Raw genomic sequence first — 21,188 nt, forward strand, 5'->3', positions numbered from 1 at the left:
GCCCTGCTGCTCAGGTGTCAGAGCAAAACAACGTCGTACTGTTCCTGGCTGTAGAAAGGCTCAACCTGGAAGCGAATGGTTTTACTGATAAAGGTTTCAAGGTCTGCAACGTTGTCTGACTCTTCATCCAGCAGGCGATCCACCACCTTCTGGGACGCCATCACCAGATAATTCTCGGCCTCATAGGCACGGTTAACGCGCAGGATTTCCCGGAAGATTTCGTAGCATACGGTTTCGGCGGTTTTCAGGAATCCCCGGCCGTCACAGATCGGACACGGCTCGCACAGAACCTGGCCCAGGCTTTCGGTGGTGCGTTTTCGGGTCATCTCCACAAGGCCCAGCTCGGAAACGCCGGTGATCTTGGTTTTGGCGTGATCCCGTTCCAGCATTTTCTCCAGCATCCGGTGCACCTGGCGCTGGTGTTCGGGGTCTTCCATGTCGATAAAGTCGATGATGATGATCCCGCCCAGATTCCGCAGCCGAAGCTGACGACTGATCGCCCGGGCGGCTTCCAGATTGGTTTTGAAGATGGTCTCTTCCAGATTGCGGTGGCCCACAAAGGCACCGGTGTTGATGTCGATGGTCGTCATCGCTTCGGTCTGATCGATGATCACATAGCCACCGGATTTGAGCTGCACCTTGCGGCTCAGGGCTTTCTGGATTTCATCTTCAACCGAATACAGGTCAAAGATAGGCCGCTCACCCGGGTAGTACTCCACCTTGTCGGCAAACTCAGTGACGAACTCTTTGACAAACTCCATTACCCGCTGATAGCTCTCGCGACTATCAATACGCACTTTTTCCGTTTGCGGTCGGATCAGATCCCGGATGGTACGAATAAACAACGGCAAGTCCTGATAGACCACCGAGGGTGCCGGCGCCTTGGCAATGCGCTCCTGAATCGACTGGCTGAGCCGGTGCAGGTAGGTCATATCCGCAATCAGGTCTTCGGCTGAGGCAGCCTCCGCCGCGGTGCGGATGATATAGCCACCCTGCACATCATCGTGTTCCGCTGCGCCTTCCTCGATCAGGGATTTCAGCCGCGCGCGCTCATTATCATCTTCAATACGCTGGGAAATCCCGACATGGCAAACGCCTGGCATGAACACCAGATAACGGGAGGGAATGGAAAGCTGGGTGGTGAGTCGCGCACCCTTGGTACCAATCGGGTCCTTGGTTACCTGCACCACCAGGGACTGCCCCTCCCGCAACAGGGTACGGATATCGGGTACGGTCCTGGGGGCGTCTGACGGTTCGTCGCCAGATGTCTGGCCACTGACGACGTCGGACGCATGAATGAAAGCCGCCCGTTCCAGGCCGATGTCCACGAACGCGGCTTCCATGCCGGGCAGCACCCGAACGACCTTGCCCTTGTAAATGTTGCCGACAATCCCCTTGCGACTGGTGCGCTCGATATAGGCTTCCTGCAACATGCCGTTTTCAACGAGGGCGACCCGGGTTTCCACCGGAGTCACGTTGATCAGGATCTCTTCACTCATGCTTGGCTCTCCTTACTGCATGGCCAGTGGCGCCAGACAGGGTCGCCGGCATCTGCCAATAACTCTGCGGTTTCCTGCAGGGGCAAACCCACCACAGCGCTGTAGCTGCCCTTGAGTTCCCGAACAAAGATACCACCAAGTCCCTGAATTCCGTAGCTTCCCGCTTTGTCCATGGGTTCACCGGTGGCGACGTAGGCGACAATTTCGGCTTCTGAGAGCTCCCGAAAGCTGACATCGGTGACCACCACCAATGACCGACAATTCTGCTCCTGCGCCAGAGCGATCGCGGTCATCACCTGATGGGTTCTTCCAGATAACCGGCGCAACATCTCACAAGCCTGAGTATCGGACTCCGGTTTCCCAAGAATCTCTCCGTCTACAACAACAGAGGTGTCAGACCCCAGTACCCAGGCACCCGGGGCCTCACCGGCAACACAAGAGGCTTTCTCCCGGGCCAGGCGCTCAACATAGTGCTGAGCCGCTTCACCCTGTTGCGGAGTCTCGTCTATCTCGGCAGGCGCCACCTGAAAGTCAGCACCGATCTGTCTCAGCAACTCAGCGCGGCGCGGTGATGCCGAGGCCAGAATGAGGCAGCTCATACAGTTATCCCAGTTTACGGTTGATTGTGTCCAGTACGCCACTGACCACAGGCCAGGCCAGAGCGCTCGTCAAGGCTGGCCACAAGTAGCTGAAACCGGCGCTTTCAGCACCCAGTAACTGTTTCACGAAATGTACCAGCATCTGGTTGATGCCCAATAACAGAAACACCATCAGGCACTGCTGAGGCAGCGGATACATCCGCAACCGCTGGTGAATGGTCAGCACCAGAAAGGCGATCAGGGCCATGCCCATGGCATTCACGCCCAGCGGGGTGGACTCGAGAATATCCAGTAACAACCCCAGGCACCAGGCCATCAGAATGCCAAACTGGGCCGGGGCGCGGAAGGTCCAGTAGAAGACAATCAGTCCGAGCCACTCCGGGCGAAACTGAAACCAGTCCACCGGGAACAGGGAGATACTCAACACCAACGATAACACCACGGTGATGGCGAACAGCGGATAACTGATGACAGACAACATCAGTTTGCCTCCTCGTTATCCGGGGCCGCCTGCCCATTTTCGGGCACCGAACGCTCTTCCGGCTGAAACACGATCAGCACCAGCCGGCTCTGGTTGAGGCGGGCTTTCGGCGCGGCCTGAATGGTCACAAAAGGCTCCCCCGGCTCTTTGACGATGGAACTGACCTCTGCCACCGGGTAGCCTCTGGGGAATCGCCCGCCAAGACCGGAACTGACCAGCATGTCGCCCTCGCGGATGTCAGCAGTATCCGGTACGTGAACCAGATCCAGCTCATCGGTTTCGCCGTTACCCAGCAAAATCGAACGCAGACCATTACGCACTACCTCAACGGGAACGGCGTGACTGCTGTCGGACACCAGGAGGACACGGGAGGTGAACTGGCTGGTCTGGATCACCTGGCCCATCAGGCCCTCTGCGTCCAGTACCGCCTGACCAGTCGTGACACCATCACTCTCGCCCTTGTTAATGATGATCTCGTGGGAGAACGGATCCGGGGAGACCCCCACCACTTCGCCCACAATGACCCGGTCATCCAGTACTTCGGAAGAATTCAGCAGCCGGCGCAGCTCGTTATTCTCCGACGCCAGAGCCGCGTACTTGAGAGCACGACGCTCCAGAATCAGCAGGCGGGTTTTGAGCTCTTCGTTCTCCTGCTGCAGATCATCACGGCTAACAAACAGGCCGGAAAACCAGTCAGCAAAGGAATATGGGGCATTGCCAAGCCAGTACACCGGTGCCAGACCGGTGGCAAGAGTGCTGCGGACGGTGGTGAGCTTGTCAAAACGGGCATCGGCAGCGATTAACGCTGCCGATAACAGAACGACGAGAAACAGCCGGAAACCGGGTACCGGCCCCTGGACGAATATGGTCTTAATGGCTTAGCCCTCCCACGGGGTTACCCCTCCTGGGAGAACATTCCGATGCCACCGCGATCAATCACTTCCAGGGCTTTACCGCCGCCACGGGCTACGCAGGTCAGCGGATCTTCCGCAATAATGACCGGCAGGCCGGTCTCTTCGCTGATGAGCTTGTCCAGGCCGCGCAGCAGCGCACCGCCACCGGTCAGCACAATGCCGCGCTCAGCGATGTCGGAGGCCAGCTCAGGCGGAGACTGCTCCAAGGCGCTCTTCACGGTCTGGACGATCTGGGCCAGGGATTCCTGAAGCGCGTCGAGAATTTCTTCGCTGTTCAGGGTGAAGGCCCGGGGCACACCTTCAGCCAGGTTGCGACCACGAACGTCGATTTCTCGCACTTCCAGGCCTTCATAGGCACAGCCGATTTCATGCTTGATACGCTCGGCTGTGGAATCGCCGATCAGGCTGCCGTAGTTGCGACGGACGTAAGTAACGATGGCTTCGTCGAACTTGTCGCCACCAACCCGGACGGATTCGGCATAGACGATGCCATTCAAGGAGATAATCGCGATCTCGGTGGTACCGCCACCGATGTCGACAATCATGGAGCCGCTGGCTTCTTCCACCGGCAGGCCGGCACCAATGGCGGCCGCCATGGGTTCTTCGATCAGGAACACCTCGCGGGCGCCTGCACCCAGGGCCGATTCGCGGATGGCCTTGCGCTCTACCTGGGTAGATTTGCTGGGCACACACACGAGTACGCGGGGACTCGGGGTAATGAAACTGTTTTCGTGCACTTTGTGAATAAAGTGCTGGAGCATTTTTTCGGTCACGACGAAGTCGGCGATCACACCATCTTTCATGGGACGGATGGCGGTAATATTGCCCGGGGTGCGGCCCAACATGCGTTTGGCTTCGGACCCGACGGCAGCGACCATTTTCTGGGAGTTATTGGTGCGGATGGCCACGACAGAGGGTTCGTTAAGTACAATGCCGCGTTCGCGCACGTAGATAAGGGTGTTGGCGGTGCCCAGGTCGATGGACAGGTCGCTTGAGAATAAGCCTCGGAGTCTTTTGATTAACATTCGTGTTGTTTCAACCTGAGAGTTGCGGTTGCAGAAAAGAATGCGGCAACTTTAGCAGTGAGCACCTACTCAGGCAAGGCGCCATCGGGGCTTCGGGGCTTACCATTCTCACATTTTATGGCTTTAGACGGGGCCAATGTTGCGCGCGGTTCTGGTAATATGTCGGGCTTTGTTGTCGCCAGGGTTCCGCGCGCAGTTAACCGTGGAGCATGGCTGCTTGTGAGGATGGCTTTCCAAAACACGCTCCTTCGGCACATCCCTGTGTCGCTTGAGCTCCGCCATCCATGGCTTCGCACAGTTTTGGAAAGCCATCCTCACAAGCATCCCCATACGTTATTCCTGGCTTCTAACCTGACATTAAATTGTTTTCACACACGCTTTTTGGAGGCAACGTGAGCATTTCCCGCGAGGACATCGAGAAAGTTGCCGTGCTCGCCCGCATCAAAGTGGACGGCGAGCAGGTTTCGGCTCTGGAGAAGGATCTGGGCAATATCCTGGACCTGGTGGATCAGTTGAGTGCTGCAGATACCGATTCGGTGGAGCCTATGGCGCATCCGCTGGATGCCGTGCAAAAGCTGCGGCCGGATGTGGTTACCGAGACCAATCAGCGGGAGGCGTTCCAGGCGATTGCGCCGGCTACCGAGGATGGGTTGTATCTGGTGCCCAGGGTTATCGAGTGATTTGGTCGTCCATCAGAGATTTCGGGATTTATCATGCATAACAAGTCTGTAGCAGAGCTTTCCAGAGAGCTGGAGAGTGGCAGGATTTCGAGTGTGGAGCTGACGCAGCAGTTCCTGGACCGTCTGAAGACAGAAGACGGCAAGTACAACAGCTTTATTACCATCTCCGATGAGCAGGCATTGGCCGAGGCCAGGGCTGCAGACGAGATGCGAGCGGCGGGTAAGGCCACAGTGTGGACCGGGGTGCCCTTTGCTCACAAGGATATCTTCTGCACCAGCGGCATTCGCACCAGTTGCGGCTCGAAAATGCTGGATAATTTTGTGCCTCCCTACGACGCGACGGTAACGGCTAACTTCAAGGCGGCTGGCGCGGTGTGCCTTGGCAAGACCAACATGGACGAGTTCGCCATGGGCTCGTCTAACGAGTCCAGTTTTTATGGCGCCGTGACCAACCCCTGGGGCCTGTCCGGTGGTGACAAGCGGGTACCGGGTGGTTCATCTGGTGGTTCTGCGGCTGCGGTAGCGGCACGACTGGTGCCGGCGGCGACGGGCACGGATACCGGTGGCTCAATCCGTCAGCCAGCGGCATTGTGCGGCATCACCGGTTTGAAGCCGACCTATGGCCGGGTATCCCGGTACGGGATGATTGCCTTTGCCTCTTCCCTGGATCAGGGCGGGCCGATGGCGCGCACGGCAGAAGATGCCGCGCTGATGTTGAATGTGATGGCAGGGCACGATCCGAAGGACTCCACCTGCATTGACCGGGAAGTACCGGATTACACGGCCACCCTGAACGAGCCGCTGAAGGGCCTGAAGATTGGCCTGCCGAAGGAATACTTCAGTGACCAGCTGGCTCCGGCTATGGAAGAGCAGGTTCGTAACGCGATTCGCGAGTATGAAAAGCTGGGCGCGACGGTGAAGGAGGTTTCCTTGCCAAACGCGAAGCTGGCCATCGCAGCGTATTACGTGATCGCTCCGGCGGAGGCGTCCGCCAACCTGTCCCGGTTTGACGGCGTGCGCTATGGCTACCGCTGCGAAGACCCGAAAGACCTGATGGACATGTACACCCGCAGCCGGGCGGAAGGTTTCGGTAACGAGGTGAAGCGCCGGATCCTGGTGGGTTCCTATGCCCTGTCCGCCGGTTATTTCGATGCCTATTACCTGAAGGCCCAGAAGGTACGCCGCCTGATCCAGCAGGATTTCATCAATGCGTTCAAGGAAGTGGACGTGCTGATGAGCCCGGTGTCGCCAACGCCGGCGTTCAAGCAGGGCGAGAAGAACACCGATCCGGTGTCCATGTACCTGGAAGACGTGTTCACCATCGCCATTAACCTGGCGGGCATTCCGGCCATGTCAGTTCCGGCCGGGTTTGTCGACGGCTTGCCGGTGGGGCTGCAAATCATCGGGGATTACTTCTCCGAGGCCCGCCTGCTGAACGCCGCCCATCAGTTCCAGCAGGTGACCGACTGGCACCAGCGTGAACCTCAATAAGCCCGGATTAGGAGACGAACACATGCAGTGGGATATCGTGATCGGGCTGGAAATTCACGTTCAGCTCGCCACCCAGACCAAGATTTTCTCCGGCTCCAGCACCGCTTACGGTGCCGAGCCCAACACCCAGGCCAACGCGGTTGACCTGGCGATGCCCGGCACCCTGCCGGTACCCAACGAGCAGGCGTTCCGCTACGCAGTGATGTTCGGCCTGGCAACCAATGCCGAAATCGGCCGGCGCTCGGTCTTCGAGCGCAAGAACTACTTCTACCCGGACCTGCCCAAGGGCTACCAGACCACCCAGTTGGCCCAGCCCATCGTTGGCCCCGGCTATGTCGACATCGACCTGGCCGATGGCAGCACCAAGCGCGTGCGCATTCACCACGCCCACCTGGAAGAAGACGCCGGCAAATCCCTGCACGAGGATTATCATGGCATGACCGGCATCGACCTGAACCGCGCCGGCACGCCGCTGATTGAGGTGGTGACCGAGCCGGATATGACCAGCGCCGAGGAAGCCGTGGCTTTTGCCAAAAAGCTGCACAGCATTGTTACCTCGCTGGGTATCTGCGACGGCGATATGTCCCAGGGTTCCATGCGCTTTGACGTCAACATCTCTCTGAAGCCAAAAGGCTCCGACACCCTGGGCACCCGCACCGAGACCAAGAACCTGAACTCGTTCCGGTTCATGGAACAGGCCATCGCCCACGAGGTGGAGCGGCAGATGGATATCCTGGAAGACGGTGGCGTGATTGTGCAGGAAACCCGCCTGTACAACGGCGACCGTGACGAGTCCCGCTCCATGCGCACCAAGGAAGAAGCCAACGACTACCGCTACTTCCCCTGCCCGGACCTTCTGCCGGTGGAAATCGACGACGCCTTCATCGAAGACGCCCGCGCCCGCCTGCCGGAGCTACCCGACGCCCGCAAGGCCCGCTTCAAGGAACAACACGGCCTGAACGACTACGACGCCGGCATCCTGTCTGCGGATGCCAAACTGGCCGCGTTCTTCGAAGACACCGTGGAACACGGCAAAGATGCCAAGCTGGCCGCCAACTGGATTCAGGGCGAGTTCTCCGCTCGCCTGAATGCGGAGGAGAAGTCCGTCGCCGAGGCGCCGATTACCGGCGCACAACTGGGCGCCATGGTGACCCGCATCGCCGATAACACACTGTCCTCCGCCGGTGCCAAGAAAGTGTTCGAGGCGCTATGGATGGGCGAAAACAACGATGTCGATGCCATTATCGAAGCCAAGGGCCTGAAGCAGGTGTCGGATACCGGCGCCCTGGAATCCATGGTGGATGAGGTGCTGGCCGGCATGCCGGATCAGGTGGCTCAATACCAGAACGAGGAAGATCCGAAGAAGCGCAAGAAGATGCTTGGCGGCTTCATGGGCCCTCTGATGAAGGCTTCCAAGGGCCAGGGCAATCCCAAGCTGTTCAATGAGATTCTCGTTCGCAAGCTCGGCGGCTAGCATTGGCGTGGGCCATCTTGTTTTGGCCCTAGCCTTCGGATAGTGGGGAGGGGTGGATTTGGAGCCCCTTCCCAAAAACCGCTACAAGCACATCCCTGTGCGCTTCTCTCCGGCCATCCATGGCCTCCGACATTTTTGTGAAGGGGCTCCAAACCCACCCTCTCGAACCCCAGTGAAATAGTCTTTTCCAAACCCTCTGTCCTCAGAAAATACGACCACTACGACTCCAGTCTTCTAAACACCCTCTCAAATTGCGATATATTTTGCTGGATGTAGTCAATAAAGGCCTGCATGGCCGGCGTCGGGTGCCGGCCCTGAGGATAGACCACGCACCAGCTGCGGCGCAGGGGGAAGCCGGTTATGTTGAGGGCATGCAGCGAACCCAGTGCCAGTTCTGAAACAACACTGAGCTTCGGCACCACCGCCACCCCGAGCCCCGCCAATACCGCGTGTTTTACCGCATCGTTCGAACCCAGTTCCATGGCGGATTCCATTTTCAAACGGTGCTGCTGGCAATAAACCTCCAGCGCCAGCCGACTGCCGGAACCGGGCTCACGGGTCAGAAGCTGGTTCTTCAGAAACTCCCCGGCACTGACAGACTGCAGATTTAGCAGTGGGTGGCCACCAGGAACAATCGGAATCAACTCGTTATCCAGAAAGGGAAATGAGGTCAGCGGCCGGTCTGGAGGAACCATCCCCATAATGACCAGATCGCCGCTGTTATCGCTCAGCCGTTCCAGGGCAGCCGCCCGGTTGACCACTGCGACCGAAACATTCACTTGCGGGTTAATCTGCAGAAACGACCGCAAAAGATAAGGCACCACATACTGCGCGGTATTGACCGCCACCAGCTTGAGATCCCCCGCCACGCGACCTTCCAGCGCCGCCATCCGGTTCTGCATGTCCGTCAACTCGCGAAACACCGAGCCTACGCAAGCTGCCATCTCCTCGCCAGCGGCGGTGCAATACAGCTTCCTGCCCACGTACTCAAACATAGGCATCCCAACTGCCTGCTCCAGATGACGCATCTGGCTGGATACGGCGGGCTGGGTCAGTCCAAGCAGATCACCGGCCTTGCTGTAGCTTTTCAGATCGTAAACGGCCTTGAACACCTGCAGCTGCCGAAATGTAAGGCGGCTAGCCAGTTTCTGGACACTTAATGGCACAAGTTCTCCCGCCTCACCTATTCATAAGTCATTACTTATATATAACCCAAATAATATCAATTTTAACTCATCATTTGCCATCGTTAGGCTTTTAACACCTTCATTCGGGACGACGAAACGAGGAATCGCCCATGTTGAAGAAAGTACTGATCGCCAACCGAGGCGAAATTGCGGTGCGTATCGTGCGGGCCTGCGCCGAGGCCGGGATCCGGTCTGTGGCGATCTACACCGAGCCCGATCGCTACGGCTTGCACGTCAAGCGCGCTGATGAAGCCTACTCCCTGGGCGAGGATCCGATTGCCGGCTACCTGGATCCCGCCCGCATCGTCAATCTCGCCCTGGAGGTGGGCTGCGATGCCATCCATCCTGGTTATGGCTTCCTGTCGGAGAACGCCCGCTTCGCTCAGCTGTGCGAAGAAAAGGGTCTGACCTTTATTGGCCCGAAATCCGACGTTATTCACAAGATGGGTGACAAGACCCAGGCCCGCGACAGCATGCGGGCGGCCGGCGTGCCCATTACTCCCGGCTCCGAGGGCAATCTGGCCGATCTGGATGAGGCCCTGAAGCTGGCTAATGAGATTGGCTATCCGGTGATGCTGAAGGCCACCTCCGGCGGTGGCGGCCGGGGAATTCGCCGTTGCGATACACCGGAGGAGCTTAGAACCCAGTACCCACGGGTGATTTCGGAGGCCACCAAGGCTTTCGGCTCGGCCGAGGTGTTCATGGAAAAATGCATCGTCAATCCGCGCCATATCGAGGTGCAGATTCTAGCGGATAGCCGGGGCAACGCCATTCACCTGTATGAGCGCGATTGTTCCATTCAGCGTCGTAACCAGAAACTGATTGAGATCGCCCCCAGCCCGCAACTGACACCGGAACAGCGCCAGTACATCGGCAGCCTCGCCGTCAAGGCCGCAAAAGCAGTGGGCTACGAGAATGCCGGCACGGTGGAGTTTCTACTCTCGGGCAACGAGGTGTACTTCATGGAGATGAACACCCGGGTGCAGGTGGAGCACACCATCACCGAAGCCATTACCGGGGTGGATATTGTCCGGGAACAGTTGCGGGTCGCCGCGGGGGAATCCCTCAGCTACCGGCAGGAGGATATTTCGTACCGGGGCTATGCGCTGCAGTTCCGCATCAACGCCGAAGATCCCAAAAACGACTTCTTGCCCAGTTTCGGGCGCATTACCCACTACTACGCCCCCGGTGGCCCAGGTGTTCGAGTGGACACCGCCATCTACACGGGCTACGAGATTCCGCCCTACTACGACTCCATGTGCCTGAAACTGGTGGTCTGGGCACTGACCTGGGATGAAGTTATCGCGCGCGGCAAGCGGGCTCTGGATGACATGCGCCTGCATGGCATCACCACAACCGCCAACTATTACCAGCAAATACTGGATCATCCGGATTTCCAGGCTGGCGTGTTTGACACCAGTTTCGTGCCCAGCCATCCGGAGCTGTTGAACTATTCCACCAAACGCCACCCCAGCGAAATTGCGCTGGCCATCGCAGCCACGATCGCGGCCCACGCCGGCTGGTAATCCACAGGAGGATTGAATATGAGCAACGCCAAAAAAATTGAAGTTACCGATCTTATCCTTCGTGATGCCCACCAGTCCCTGATTGCGACCCGCATGCGCACCGAAGACATGCTGCCGATCTGTGACAAGTTGGACCAGGTGGGTTACTGGTCCCTGGAGGTCTGGGGCGGCGCCACTTTCGACGCCTGCGTGCGCTTTCTGAAAGAGGACCCCTGGGAACGCCTGCGCCAGTTGCGCAAGGCGCTGCCCAACACCCGCCTGCAAATGCTGCTGCGGGGGCAGAACCTGCTGGGTTACCGTCACTACGCTGACGATGTGGTGGAAGCGTTCGTGCAAAAAGCCGCCGACAACGGCATTGATGTGTTCCGCATCTTTGATGCCCTGAACGATCTGCGCAATCTGGAAACCGCCATGAAAGCGGTGAAGAAGGCGGGCAAGCACGCTCAGGGTACCATTTGCTATACCACCAGCCCGGTGCATACACCCGAGCTTTTCGTGAAGCAGGCCCAGGAACTCAAGGCCATGGGCGCCGACTCCATTGCCATCAAGGACATGGCCGGGCTGCTAACTCCTTACGCCACCTACGAGTTGACCAAAGCCATTAAATCGTCCGTGGATCTGCCTCTGGTCATCCATAGCCACGCAACCGCCGGCCTGGCCGCCATGTGCCAACTGAAAGCGGTGGAAGCCGGCGCAGACCGTATCGACACCGCCATTTCCGCCTTTGCCAACGGCACCAGCCATCCTGCAACAGAATCCCAGGTGGCCGCCCTGAAGGGCACGGACTATGACACCGGGCTGGATCTGGAGTTGTTAAGCGAGATTGCCGACTACTTCCGGGAAGTGCGCAAGAAGTACCACCAGTTTGAAAGCGAATTTACCCGCGAGGACATTTCGGTACAGATCAATCAGGTGCCGGGCGGCATGATGTCCAACCTGGCCAACCAGCTCAAAGAGCAGAACGCCCTGGACCGCATACGCGAGGTCTTCGACGAGATTCCCCGTGTGCGCAAGGATCTGGGCTACCCGCCACTGGTCACCCCCAGCTCCCAGATTGTGGGGACCCAGGCGGTCTATAACGTGCTGGCTGGTCAACGCTACAAGACCATCACCAACGAAGTGAAACGCTACCTTCAGGGAGGTTACGGCCAGCCACCTGCCGAGGTGAACGCCGAAATCCAGAAAAAGGCTATCGGCAACGAAACCGTCAATGACGGTCGCCCCGCCGACCTGCTTAGCCCGGAACTGAACAAGCTGCGAGAAGACATTGGCAGCCTGGCCACCAGCGAGGAAGACGTGCTGACTTACGCCATGTTTCCGGATCTTGGCCGGGAATATCTGCAACAACGGCAGGATGGCACACTGAAGCCCGAAGAGTTGCAACCGGCCGAGCACAAGGGCCGGGACCGCCTGGGCACCGCCATCGCCACCGAGTTCCGCATTGACGTACACGGCGAAAGCTACGAAGTGGCCGTTACCGGTGTTGGCGGCTCAGGACCGGGCAAGCGCAAGCTCTATCTGTCTCTGGACGGCATGCCCCAGGAAGTGGTGTTTGAATCCCTGAACGAATACGAAGCCGGCGCCGGCAGCGGTCGGAAACAGGCCACCGATCCCGGCCACGTCACCACGACCATGCCGGGCAATGTGGTGGACGTGCTGGTTAAGGAAGGTGACACCGTAAAAGCTGGCCAGGCGGTGCTGATTACCGAGGCCATGAAAATGGAAACCGAGGTACATACAAGTGTTGATGGCACGGTGAAAGGTGTGTATGTCGCCAAAGGCGATCGGGTCACGCCAGGCGAAGTGCTGATCGAAATCGCCTGACCCCAAACGCAAGCGGGGCAACCGATTGGCTGCCCCGCTTCGCCGACGCATTGATCAGGTCAAACCAGAACCGCCCAGAGATCATGCTCGTCGGCATGCTCAACCACGGCCTGAACGATCTGACCGGGAACCAGGTCGGTTTCGTCGTTCAGGTAGACCATCCCGTCAATCTCAGGCGCGTCGGCTTTTGATCTGCCAATCGCACCCTCCTCGTCCACTTCATCAATCAGCACATCAATGGTCTTGCCAATCTTTGCCTTAAGGCGGGCAGCCGAGATTTCTGCCTGTTTGGCCATAAAGCGAGCCAGGCGATCTTCCTTCACGTCCTCGGGGACCGCACCTTCGAGCTCGTTCGCCGGCGCCCCTTCCACCGCGCTATAAGTGAAGGCGCCGACTCGATCCAGCTGAGCCTCGTCCAGCCAGTCCAGCAGGTACTGGAAATCTTCTTCGGTTTCCCCCGGAAAACCCACGATGAAGGTGGAACGAATGGTCAGTTCCGGGCAGATTTCCCGCCACTTCCTGATGCGCTCCAGGGTCTTGCTGTCATGGGCCGGGCGCTTCATGGCTTTGAGTACTCTCGGACTGGCGTGCTGGAACGGGATGTCCAGGTACGGCAGGATCTTGCCTTCGGCCATCAGCGGAATGATGTCGTCCACATGGGGATAGGGATAGACATAGTGCAACCGAACCCACACGCCCATCTCACCCAGCGCTTCACAAAACGCCTGCATTTTGGTCTTTACCGGGCGCCCCTGCCAGAAACCGGTGCGGTATTTGATGTCGACGCCGTAGGCGGAGGTGTCCTGGGAAATCACCAGAATCTCTTTCACCCCCGCATCCACCAACCGTTTGGCCTCGTCCATCACGTCGCCAATCGGGCGACTGACAAGGTCGCCCCGCATTGAGGGAATGATGCAGAAGGTGCAACGGTGGTTACAGCCTTCCGAGATTTTCAGGTAGGCATAGTGGCGGGGCGTCAGCTTGACGCCCTGGGGCGGCACCAGGTCCACAAACGGGTCATGCTCTTTCCTGGGCGGCACATACTGGTGGACGGCGCCGACCACTTCTTCGTAGGCATGAGGACCGGACACTGCGAGCACGCCCGGATGGGTTTCACGGATCCGGTCGGCCTCAACCCCCATGCAACCGGTGACGATGACCTTGCCATTCTCACTGATTGCCTCACCAATGGCGTCCAGGGATTCCTGCTTGGCGGCATCTATAAAACCACAGGTGTTCACCACCACAATATCGGCGTCGTCGTAGGTGGGCACCACATCGTAGCCGTCCAGGCGCAACTGGGTCAGGATACGTTCAGAATCTACCAGCGCCTTCGGGCAACCAAGGCTGATAAAGCCTACTTTTCCGCTCTGGGGCGCGTTTTGCGTTTTCTCGGTCATAAAAGCCTGCAGGATGTCCGGAGCCATGCTCCCGATGAGTGTAGCGGGCAATTTTACCTCACGACCGGAAGAACTGCAGCAGTAGCACCACCTACTCCGCCACCACAAATCCGCTGACGCAGATCAACTTACCGACTAAAACTGTGACACCGTGTTCAGAAATTTGTAGTAAAAGTGCCACAATTACCGACAGGATTCTTGCTGTTCACTTTTTAAACAGCTAAACTTTCAATCGTTTATGCGTTTTTCTGGAAGGCGTTTATGGGAAAGGCAACTTCTTTTCAAACCACACATGCCAGAAGAGTGAACATGAAACCTCTTGCCGCCAAACCCAATCTGCGAAACCAGCAGCGGGTGGACGTTTCAACCGACATTACCATCGAAAAGCCGGATGGCTGCTGCCTTACCTGCCAGGTATCCAACCTGTCCCGCTCAGGCGTGATGCTCTCCTGTGATCAGGACACCGTCAAACAGCTGGTTCCGGGCCTGAAAACACCGGCCCCCGGCCACTGGATCGAAGTCAAAACCCGTTTTTCGGTGCCCGTCATTGCAAACCAGCCGGTCACGGTGCTTGCCGATGGGAACATCGTACACATGCGTCGCATTGCCCGAGACGAGTTCCAGATTGGTATCCAGTTCTGTGAATTCGAAGGTAACGGCTTTGACTATGTCGATCGTTACGTTGCCAAATTGCTTTCGGACGCACGTAATCCCTCCAGCGAAGCTCACTGACGGAAGCCAGTGGCGACGTCGCTGGCGTTTACACCCGCCTCCAGACACCGGCGAAGGCTATATTATTAGAACCTGAAATTCTTACAGCACTCCTTCTTATACCCTAAGCTGCTCTGATATAGTTGTTCATCTAAATTACAGCCATTACTTCGCCCTCCATGGCAACGGATGAACATGACCACATATAACCTCACCCATCTCAAACAGCTGGAAGCCGAAAGCATCCACATCATTCGGGAAGTGGCCGCCGAGTTCGACAACCCGGTCATGCTCTACTCCATCGGTAAAGATTCTGCCGTGATGCTGCATCTTGCCCTGAAAGCCTTCTACCCGGGCAAGCCACCGTTCCCGTTGCTTCACGTGGATACCACCTGGAAGTTCCGGGACATGATCTCGTTCCGGGATAATGTAGCGGAGAAGTTCGGGCTAGACCTGATCGTGCACATCAATGAAGAAGGCGTGAAGCAAGGCGTCGGCCCCTTTACTCATGGCAGCGCCAAGCACACGGACATCATGAAAACCCAATCCCTGAAGCAGGCCCTGAACAAGTACAAGTTCGACGCCGCCTTCGGGGGCGCCCGCCGGGACGAAGAAAAATCACGCGCCAAGGAGCGGGTATATTCCTTCCGTGACGAACACCACCGCTGGGACCCGAAGAACCAGCGCCCGGAGCTCTGGAATATTTACAACGGCAAAGTCAACAAGGGCGAAAGCATCCGGGTCTTCCCGCTGTCCAACTGGACTGAGCTGGACATCTGGCAATACATCTACCTTGAAAACATTGACATCGTTCCCCTCTATTACGCAGCCGTGCGGCCCGTGGTAGAGCGCGATGGCACCCTGATCATGGTGGACGACGACCGCATGCCCCTGAAAGAAGGTGAAAAGCCGATGATGAAATCGGTGCGCTTCCGCACCCTGGGCTGCTATCCGCTGACCGGCGCCATTGAATCCGAGGCCAACACCCTGCCCGACATCATTCAGGAAATGCTGCTGGCCACCAGTTCAGAGCGGCAAGGCCGGGTGATCGATCACGATTCAGCGGGCTCCATGGAACAGAAAAAGCGGGAAGGGTATTTCTAACATGTCACACCAGTCTGATCTGATTGCAGAAGATATTCAGGCTTACCTGAAGCAACACGAGAACAAGGAACTCCTGCGCCTGCTCACCTGCGGCAGTGTGGATGACGGCAAGAGCACGCTGATTGGCCGGCTGTTGCATGACACCAAGATGATCTATGAAGATCACATGGCCAGCCTGAAAACTGACAGCGCAAAAATGGGCACCACCGGCGAAAAACTGGACCTGGCACTGCTGGTGGACGGCCTTCAGGCCGAGCGGGAACAGGGCATTACTATTGATGTCGCTTACCGTTATTTCAGCACCGACAAACGCAAGTTCATCATCGCGGACACCCCGGGCCATGAGCAGTACACCCGCAACATGGCCACCGGCGCATCCACTGCGCAACTGGCCATCCTGATGATTGATGCCCGCCACGGCGTACTCACTCAGACCCGCCGGCATTCCTACATTGCTTCGCTACTGGGCATCCGGCACATCGTGGTCGCCGTGAACAAAATGGATCTGGTGGACTTCAGCGAAGAGCGCTTCAATGAAATCCGCGACGACTACCTGGCCTTCGCCTCACGACTAGGCCTTAAGGACATCCGTTTTGTTCCCATCTCGGCGCTGGATGGAGACAACGTCGTCAACAAGAGCGAGAACACCCCCTGGTTTACCGGCCAGCCGCTGATGGAAATTCTGGAAACGGTGGAAGTGTCCCGTGACAAGAACCTGGAGCATTTCCGCTTCCCGGTGCAGTACGTGACCCGTCCGAACCTGAACTTCCGCGGCTTCTGCGGCACCATCGCCTCCGGCGTGATTCGCCCTGGCGATGCAGTGATGGCCCTGCCCTCACGCCGTACCAGCAAAGTAAAGGAAGTCGTGACCTTCGACGGCAACCTGGACGAAGCCTACATCGACCAGGCGGTCACCCTGACCCTGGAAGACGAGATCGACATCAGCCGTGGCGACATGCTGGTGAAAGTGGAGGACGAACCGGAAGTCCACAACCGCTTCAACGCCAACATTGTCTGGATGACCGACGCACCGCTGGAAACCGGCCGGCTGTATGACATCAAGCTGGGCCCCACCTTTACTTCCGGTACCGTGAAGAAAATCCACCATCAGACCGATGTCAACACTCTGGATCAGCAAGCCAATCCCAGCCAACTGGCCCTGAATGAGATCGGCCTGTGCGAACTGACCCTGAACCAACCGGTCGCGTTTGACGCCTATCAGCGTAACCACGCCACCGGCAGCTTCATCGTCATTGACCGCCTGACCAACGTAACCATCGGGGCGGGCATGATCGCAGGCCTGGCCGATGGCCTGGAATCCCTGGACCCGGTCACCGCCGAGGAACGCGAACGACGCCTGGCCCAGAAGCCGGCCATCATCGCCTGTAACGGCAAACATGGCCCGGAACTGGCGCTGGCCGTTGAGCGAGCTCTGTTCGATCAGGGCAAGACCGCCGTCGTGGTATCCGAAGAAAATGCGGGCGACGCAGACGAACGCCGTCGGGTAGCGCAGTTGCTGACCGCTCACGGGCTGGTAGCCATTGCCGTGAACCTGGGTTCGGACATTGCCAACGCCAGTGCCAACGCAGAGAACGAAGCTGACATTCCCGGCGCCGTCTCGACACTGGTCCAGGAACTGATTCGCAGCAAGCGAATCTGATTTCCATACCCGCCCATTGAGAACCCCGGCCCGAACGAAGACGTCGGGACCGGGGTTTCTTTCTCTGCCAACCGTGGCACAATCACGCTCCGCCAAGCCGACTGAATCTGACAGGAGCTGACCCATGGCCATCAAACACCTGCGCACCGCCTTCGCAAGCCAATACCAGCCGGGCCAACCTGCCCGCCTCGTAGCGGGCGAGGCCCTGCAGGAACCGGGCGGCGACTACGAAGCCCTGCACAAGCAGATGAAGCGCCTGTTCAACAGCAAACCCGGCAAGAAATACGGCCGCTTCTCAGACGACATCGGCGAATGCCCCTTCAGCGCCTGGCTCAAAGACTACCTGGAAGACAAACAGACCTTCGCGGCCATGACTGACCGTCTTTTCGGCCAGTGGCAGGAACTGCTGACCGGCAGCCAGGAAGAATTCGACGGCCACCTGATGATCGTACACGACGCCCTGGCCGATGCCGAAGTGGTGTACCTGTTTATCCTGGAAACCGACAGCGCCATGCGCTTCGACGGCAGCCAGAAACTGGACGCCACCGACGTACTCAGCCTGTCGCGCCTGAACCTGGCCGTGCGAATTGAACTGGACGACTGGCGCAACGCCAACGGCAGCGAAAACTACATGACCCTGATCCACGGTCGAGGCACCGGCGACCCCGGCGAACTGTTCATCCGCCTGTGCGCCTTCACCAACAGCGTGGACGTGGAAAAGGAAACCATGACCTTCCTGGACGCAGTGGAAGCCTTCGCCAAAACCAGCGAACCGGAAAAAGCCGGCGAAGTGCGCGCCAAGGCCTACGAATTCTGCAAAGACCAGCACGCCCTGGGCGAGCCCGTGGAAATCGAAGCTCTGTCGAATTACCTGGACGAAAGCCAGCCCCAGCGCTTCAAGGAATTCGCCAGCCAGAACGCCGAACTACCGGAAACCGGCGTACTGCACCCGGACCACCGCAAGGTCAAAAAACTGGTGCGCATCGCGGGCTCCGGTGGAGGTATGAGCGTGTCTTTTTCCTCGGACCTGGTGAACCAGGCGGTGTACTACGACCGTGACAAAGATGCCCTCACCATCACCCGCCTGCCCAAGGCGCTGCGAGAACAACTGCAACGGTACCTGGAAGCCCGCGAGGACTGATCAAAACTCAGTCCTCTGCCACATTCTCCGGCTGATCGTCCCACCGGGGGCGATTGGCCCTGAGCTTCCTGACCTCCTGCATCCAGCCCACGCCATCGATCAACTCCCCGGTTTCATGATCAATAGGCGGATACGGCAGGTTGCGATCATCACAGTACCGCTTCACTGTTGGCTGGCACCAACAGAACAGCAGACGGTTGTACTCTTCATCTGGCATCCGTCGCTGGTCAAACATCCCCGCCAGCTTCCGCTGACGCTGGGCTTCGGAAAGGATAATCGAGCAGGCTGAAGACACATTCAGCGATTCCACCATTCCCATCATCGGAATCACAATATGCTCATCCGCCTGCTCGGCGGTCACCGGGTTCACACCGTCCACTTCGTTACCCATGATAATCGTGCACGGCACGGTGTAATCCACCTCCCGAAAATCCACCGCCCGGTCTGACAATTGCGCCGCATACAGCTTGTGCCCCTGGGCCTTCAGCTCCGTTACCGCGTTATCCATGGTCGGATGGGTATGCGTTGTTACCCAATGAAAGCTGCCACCGGCTGTCTTACGAAATGCCCGAAAACCCTCCTTGGGCCACACCACGTGCATATTGGCCAGGCCGAAGGCATCGCAGGACCGAATAATGGCCGACAGGTTTCTGGGTTTGTGCACCTGATCCGTCAGCACCCGCAGGTCGGGTTGACGGGTGTTGAGGACTTGCTTGATTCGGGCGAGGCGTTCGGGAGTCATAAGTAAATTGGCTAGCGATGATTTTCCGGCTCCCACAAACCAACAATCAAGCTTGTAGAATCCAGTACAGGTGTCTGGGAAGGGTTTTGGGGTGGGCTTTCCAAAAATTTCGAAGGCCATGGATGGCCTGAGAGAAGCGCACATGGATGTGCTCGTAGCGGTTTTTGGAAAGCCCACCCCAAAAGCCTTCATGCACATAAGCGGCGAATAATAGCACAGAGCCAAATGAGGAATACCGAGACAACGGTGGTTGAAGATTAAGCACCCCGTTATAATACGCAGTCCATTTTTGCCAGCGCCCCACTCCACCCCGGCGCCAACACACCAAACTACGTGAGACCCATGGCCAAGAAGCTGTACATCAAAACCCACGGCTGCCAAATGAACGAGTACGACTCTGCCCGCATGGCAGACCTGCTCAAAACCGGCGAAGCGGTCGAAGTCACCGACAACGCCGATGACGCCGACATCCTGCTGCTGAACACCTGCTCCATCCGCGAAAAAGCCCAGGAGAAAGTGTTTCACCAGCTTGGCCGCTGGAAAAGTCTCAAAACCAAAAAACCCGACCTGATCATCGGCGTCGGCGGCTGCGTCGCCAGCCAGGAAGGCCAGGCCATCATCGACCGGGCGCCCTACGTGGATATGGTATTCGGCCCGCAAACCCTGCATCGCCTGCCCGACATGATCACCGAAGTACGCACCAAGGGTAACGGCGTTGGCGTGGTCGACGTCAGCTTTCCGGAAATCGAGAAATTCGACAACCTGCCTGAGCCCGGCGCCGACGGCCCCTCTGCGTTTGTCTCCATTATGGAAGGCTGCAGCAAATACTGCACCTTCTGCGTGGTGCCCTACACCCGTGGCGAGGAAGTCAGCCGCCCGGTGGACGACGTCATCGCCGAAGTGGCCCATCTGGCTACCCAGGGAGTGCGGGAGGTGAATCTGCTTGGCCAGAACGTGAACGCTTACCGTGGCGAAACCCACGACGGCGACCAGATGGACCTTGCAGAACTGATCGAAGTCATCGCCACCATCGACGGCATTGACCGCATCCGCTACACCACCTCTCACCCGGTGGAATTCAGCGATGCGCTGATTGAAGTCTACGAGCGGGTTCCCGAACTGGTCAGCCACCTGCACCTGCCCGTGCAGAGCGGTTCTGATCGCATCCTCGCAGCGATGAAGCGAGGCCACACGGCGCTGGAGTACAAATCCAAGCTGCGCCGCCTGCGCAAGATCCGCCCGGACATCAGCTTTTCTTCGGATTTCATCATCGGCTTCCCGGGTGAAACCGACAAGGATTTCGAGGACACCATGAAGCTGATCAACGACATCGGCTTCGACATGTCCTTCAGCTTCATCTACAGCGCCCGCCCTGGCACGCCGGCGTCTGACTTGCCCGACGATACGCCGATGGAGGTGAAGAAGCAGCGGTTGAGCATTCTTCAGGATCGCCTGAATCAGAATGTGATGGATATCAGCCGGAAGATGGTGGGTTCTACTCAGCGTATTCTGGTGACTGGTTTGTCCAAGAAGGATCCGGGCGAGTATGCGGGGCGTACGGAGAACAACCGTATTGTGAATTTCCGCCACGAGAATCCTGAGGTGGTTGGTCATTTCATCGACGTAGAAATCGTCGAGGCCTACCCGAACTCTCTTCGTGGTGTGCCGGTTAGTTCCGAGTTGTTTTAGGCTTCGGCACCCATGTGCTCTTTGTGTGGCGTTGGGAGGCG

The 21,188-nt window shown here is 58.0% G+C and carries 18 protein-coding genes; 10 read left to right on the plus strand and 8 right to left on the minus strand.

The genetic code is table 11. From position 1 onward, the window contains the following. Positions 1-17: 17 nt before the first annotated feature. From rng to MARHY_RS12460, 5 genes are read right to left on the minus strand one after another with little or no spacing between them, the layout of a single operon-like run. On the minus strand, positions 18-1,499 hold the full coding sequence (rng, locus tag MARHY_RS12440; RefSeq protein ID WP_011786169.1) for a ribonuclease G: 1,482 nt from the start codon (positions 1,497-1,499) through the stop codon (positions 18-20). Beyond that, positions 1,496-2,098: a Maf family protein gene (locus tag MARHY_RS12445; RefSeq protein WP_041654871.1), complete on the minus strand. Its 603-nt coding sequence runs from the start codon at positions 2,096-2,098 to the stop codon at positions 1,496-1,498. Before MARHY_RS12445 ends, rng begins: the two co-directional genes overlap by 4 nt. A gap of 4 nt (positions 2,099-2,102) precedes the next feature. Then, entirely contained in the window at positions 2,103-2,579 is a 477-nt protein-coding gene (gene mreD, locus MARHY_RS12450) for a rod shape-determining protein MreD (RefSeq protein ID WP_011786171.1), read from the minus strand. Then, positions 2,579-3,445, minus strand: a complete 867-nt coding sequence (gene mreC / locus MARHY_RS12455) for a rod shape-determining protein MreC (RefSeq protein ID WP_081432089.1) — start codon at positions 3,443-3,445, stop codon at positions 2,579-2,581. The genes mreD and mreC overlap by 1 nt, the downstream gene beginning before the upstream one ends. Before the next feature lie 29 nt (positions 3,446-3,474). After that, entirely contained in the window at positions 3,475-4,518 is a 1,044-nt protein-coding gene (locus MARHY_RS12460) for a rod shape-determining protein (protein ID WP_011786173.1), read from the minus strand. Between the two features lie 392 nt (positions 4,519-4,910). Between MARHY_RS12460 and gatC the strand changes: the two genes are divergently transcribed. The 3 genes from gatC to gatB are packed head-to-tail and all read left to right on the plus strand — an operon-like array spanning position 4,911 to position 8,163. Continuing rightward, the gene (gatC, locus tag MARHY_RS12470) at positions 4,911-5,198 is read left to right on the plus strand and encodes an Asp-tRNA(Asn)/Glu-tRNA(Gln) amidotransferase subunit GatC (protein WP_014422114.1); all 288 of its coding nucleotides are present in this window, start codon (positions 4,911-4,913) and stop codon (positions 5,196-5,198) included. A gap of 33 nt (positions 5,199-5,231) precedes the next feature. Further along, positions 5,232-6,689, plus strand: a complete 1,458-nt coding sequence (gene gatA / locus MARHY_RS12475) for an Asp-tRNA(Asn)/Glu-tRNA(Gln) amidotransferase subunit GatA (RefSeq protein ID WP_014422115.1) — start codon at positions 5,232-5,234, stop codon at positions 6,687-6,689. Positions 6,690-6,711: 22 nt separating this feature from the next. Then, the gene (gatB, locus tag MARHY_RS12480; RefSeq protein ID WP_014422116.1) at positions 6,712-8,163 is read left to right on the plus strand and encodes an Asp-tRNA(Asn)/Glu-tRNA(Gln) amidotransferase subunit GatB; all 1,452 of its coding nucleotides are present in this window, start codon (positions 6,712-6,714) and stop codon (positions 8,161-8,163) included. A 218-nt stretch (positions 8,164-8,381) separates the two neighbouring features. Here gatB and MARHY_RS12485 read toward each other — a convergent pair whose 3' ends face one another. After that, positions 8,382-9,329 (minus strand): LysR family transcriptional regulator, encoded by a 948-nt coding sequence (locus tag MARHY_RS12485; RefSeq protein ID WP_014422117.1) that lies wholly within the window; start codon positions 9,327-9,329, stop codon positions 8,382-8,384. A 131-nt stretch (positions 9,330-9,460) separates the two neighbouring features. On the opposite strand from MARHY_RS12485, the gene MARHY_RS12490 reads away from it, so the two are divergent. Both MARHY_RS12490 and oadA read left to right on the plus strand, forming a co-directional pair. Beyond that, the gene (locus MARHY_RS12490; protein WP_014422118.1) at positions 9,461-10,876 is read left to right on the plus strand and encodes an acetyl-CoA carboxylase biotin carboxylase subunit; all 1,416 of its coding nucleotides are present in this window, start codon (positions 9,461-9,463) and stop codon (positions 10,874-10,876) included. Between the two features lie 18 nt (positions 10,877-10,894). After that, on the plus strand, positions 10,895-12,700 hold the full coding sequence (gene oadA, locus MARHY_RS12495) for a sodium-extruding oxaloacetate decarboxylase subunit alpha (RefSeq protein ID WP_014422119.1): 1,806 nt from the start codon (positions 10,895-10,897) through the stop codon (positions 12,698-12,700). Between the two features lie 59 nt (positions 12,701-12,759). On the opposite strand, the gene rimO is transcribed toward oadA, so the two are convergent. Then, positions 12,760-14,100, minus strand: a complete 1,341-nt coding sequence (rimO, locus tag MARHY_RS12500) for a 30S ribosomal protein S12 methylthiotransferase RimO (protein ID WP_041655574.1) — start codon at positions 14,098-14,100, stop codon at positions 12,760-12,762. A 309-nt stretch (positions 14,101-14,409) separates the two neighbouring features. Between rimO and MARHY_RS12505 the strand changes: the two genes are divergently transcribed. The 4 genes from MARHY_RS12505 (at position 14,410) to MARHY_RS12520 (ending at position 18,716) form a co-directional block, all read left to right on the plus strand. After that, on the plus strand, positions 14,410-14,832 hold the full coding sequence (locus MARHY_RS12505) for a PilZ domain-containing protein (RefSeq protein WP_014422121.1): 423 nt from the start codon (positions 14,410-14,412) through the stop codon (positions 14,830-14,832). 168 nt (positions 14,833-15,000) lie between these two features. Next, entirely contained in the window at positions 15,001-15,915 is a 915-nt protein-coding gene (gene cysD / locus MARHY_RS12510) for a sulfate adenylyltransferase subunit CysD (RefSeq protein WP_014422122.1), read from the plus strand. A 1-nt stretch (position 15,916) separates the two neighbouring features. Next, positions 15,917-17,575 (plus strand): sulfate adenylyltransferase subunit CysN, encoded by a 1,659-nt coding sequence (gene cysN / locus MARHY_RS12515; protein ID WP_014422123.1) that lies wholly within the window; start codon positions 15,917-15,919, stop codon positions 17,573-17,575. 124 nt (positions 17,576-17,699) lie between these two features. Then, positions 17,700-18,716, plus strand: coding sequence for a nucleoid-associated protein (locus tag MARHY_RS12520; protein WP_011786181.1), 1,017 nt, complete (start codon positions 17,700-17,702; stop codon positions 18,714-18,716). Positions 18,717-18,723: 7 nt separating this feature from the next. Here MARHY_RS12520 and trmH read toward each other — a convergent pair whose 3' ends face one another. Continuing rightward, positions 18,724-19,458, minus strand: coding sequence for a tRNA (guanosine(18)-2'-O)-methyltransferase TrmH (gene trmH / locus MARHY_RS12525; protein WP_014422124.1), 735 nt, complete (start codon positions 19,456-19,458; stop codon positions 18,724-18,726). A gap of 342 nt (positions 19,459-19,800) precedes the next feature. On the opposite strand from trmH, the gene miaB reads away from it, so the two are divergent. Further along, on the plus strand, positions 19,801-21,147 hold the full coding sequence (miaB, locus tag MARHY_RS12530) for a tRNA (N6-isopentenyl adenosine(37)-C2)-methylthiotransferase MiaB (protein ID WP_014422125.1): 1,347 nt from the start codon (positions 19,801-19,803) through the stop codon (positions 21,145-21,147). Positions 21,148-21,188: the final 41 nt, after the last annotated feature.

The organism is Marinobacter nauticus ATCC 49840 (genome assembly GCF_000284615.1).
GTDB lineage: Bacteria > Pseudomonadota > Gammaproteobacteria > Pseudomonadales > Oleiphilaceae > Marinobacter > Marinobacter nauticus.

What these genes read in the sequence shown, in the direction of transcription:
- rng (WP_011786169.1), bottom strand. Translation starts at nt 1,499, where the DNA reads ATGAGTGAAGAGATCCTGATCAACGTGACTCCGGTGGAAACCCGGGTC.
- MARHY_RS12445 (WP_041654871.1), bottom strand. Translation starts at nt 2,098, where the DNA reads ATGAGCTGCCTCATTCTGGCCTCGGCATCACCGCGCCGCGCTGAGTTG.
- mreD (WP_011786171.1), bottom strand. Translation starts at nt 2,579, where the DNA reads ATGTTGTCTGTCATCAGTTATCCGCTGTTCGCCATCACCGTGGTGTTA.
- MARHY_RS12460 (WP_011786173.1), bottom strand. Translation starts at nt 4,518, where the DNA reads ATGTTAATCAAAAGACTCCGAGGCTTATTCTCAAGCGACCTGTCCATC.
- gatA (WP_014422115.1), top strand. Translation starts at nt 5,232, where the DNA reads ATGCATAACAAGTCTGTAGCAGAGCTTTCCAGAGAGCTGGAGAGTGGC.
- gatB (WP_014422116.1), top strand. Translation starts at nt 6,712, where the DNA reads ATGCAGTGGGATATCGTGATCGGGCTGGAAATTCACGTTCAGCTCGCC.
- MARHY_RS12490 (WP_014422118.1), top strand. Translation starts at nt 9,461, where the DNA reads ATGTTGAAGAAAGTACTGATCGCCAACCGAGGCGAAATTGCGGTGCGT.
- oadA (WP_014422119.1), top strand. Translation starts at nt 10,895, where the DNA reads ATGAGCAACGCCAAAAAAATTGAAGTTACCGATCTTATCCTTCGTGAT.
- rimO (WP_041655574.1), bottom strand. Translation starts at nt 14,100, where the DNA reads ATGACCGAGAAAACGCAAAACGCGCCCCAGAGCGGAAAAGTAGGCTTT.
- MARHY_RS12505 (WP_014422121.1), top strand. Translation starts at nt 14,410, where the DNA reads ATGAAACCTCTTGCCGCCAAACCCAATCTGCGAAACCAGCAGCGGGTG.
- cysD (WP_014422122.1), top strand. Translation starts at nt 15,001, where the DNA reads ATGAACATGACCACATATAACCTCACCCATCTCAAACAGCTGGAAGCC.
- cysN (WP_014422123.1), top strand. Translation starts at nt 15,917, where the DNA reads ATGTCACACCAGTCTGATCTGATTGCAGAAGATATTCAGGCTTACCTG.
- MARHY_RS12520 (WP_011786181.1), top strand. Translation starts at nt 17,700, where the DNA reads ATGGCCATCAAACACCTGCGCACCGCCTTCGCAAGCCAATACCAGCCG.
- trmH (WP_014422124.1), bottom strand. Translation starts at nt 19,458, where the DNA reads ATGACTCCCGAACGCCTCGCCCGAATCAAGCAAGTCCTCAACACCCGT.
- miaB (WP_014422125.1), top strand. Translation starts at nt 19,801, where the DNA reads ATGGCCAAGAAGCTGTACATCAAAACCCACGGCTGCCAAATGAACGAG.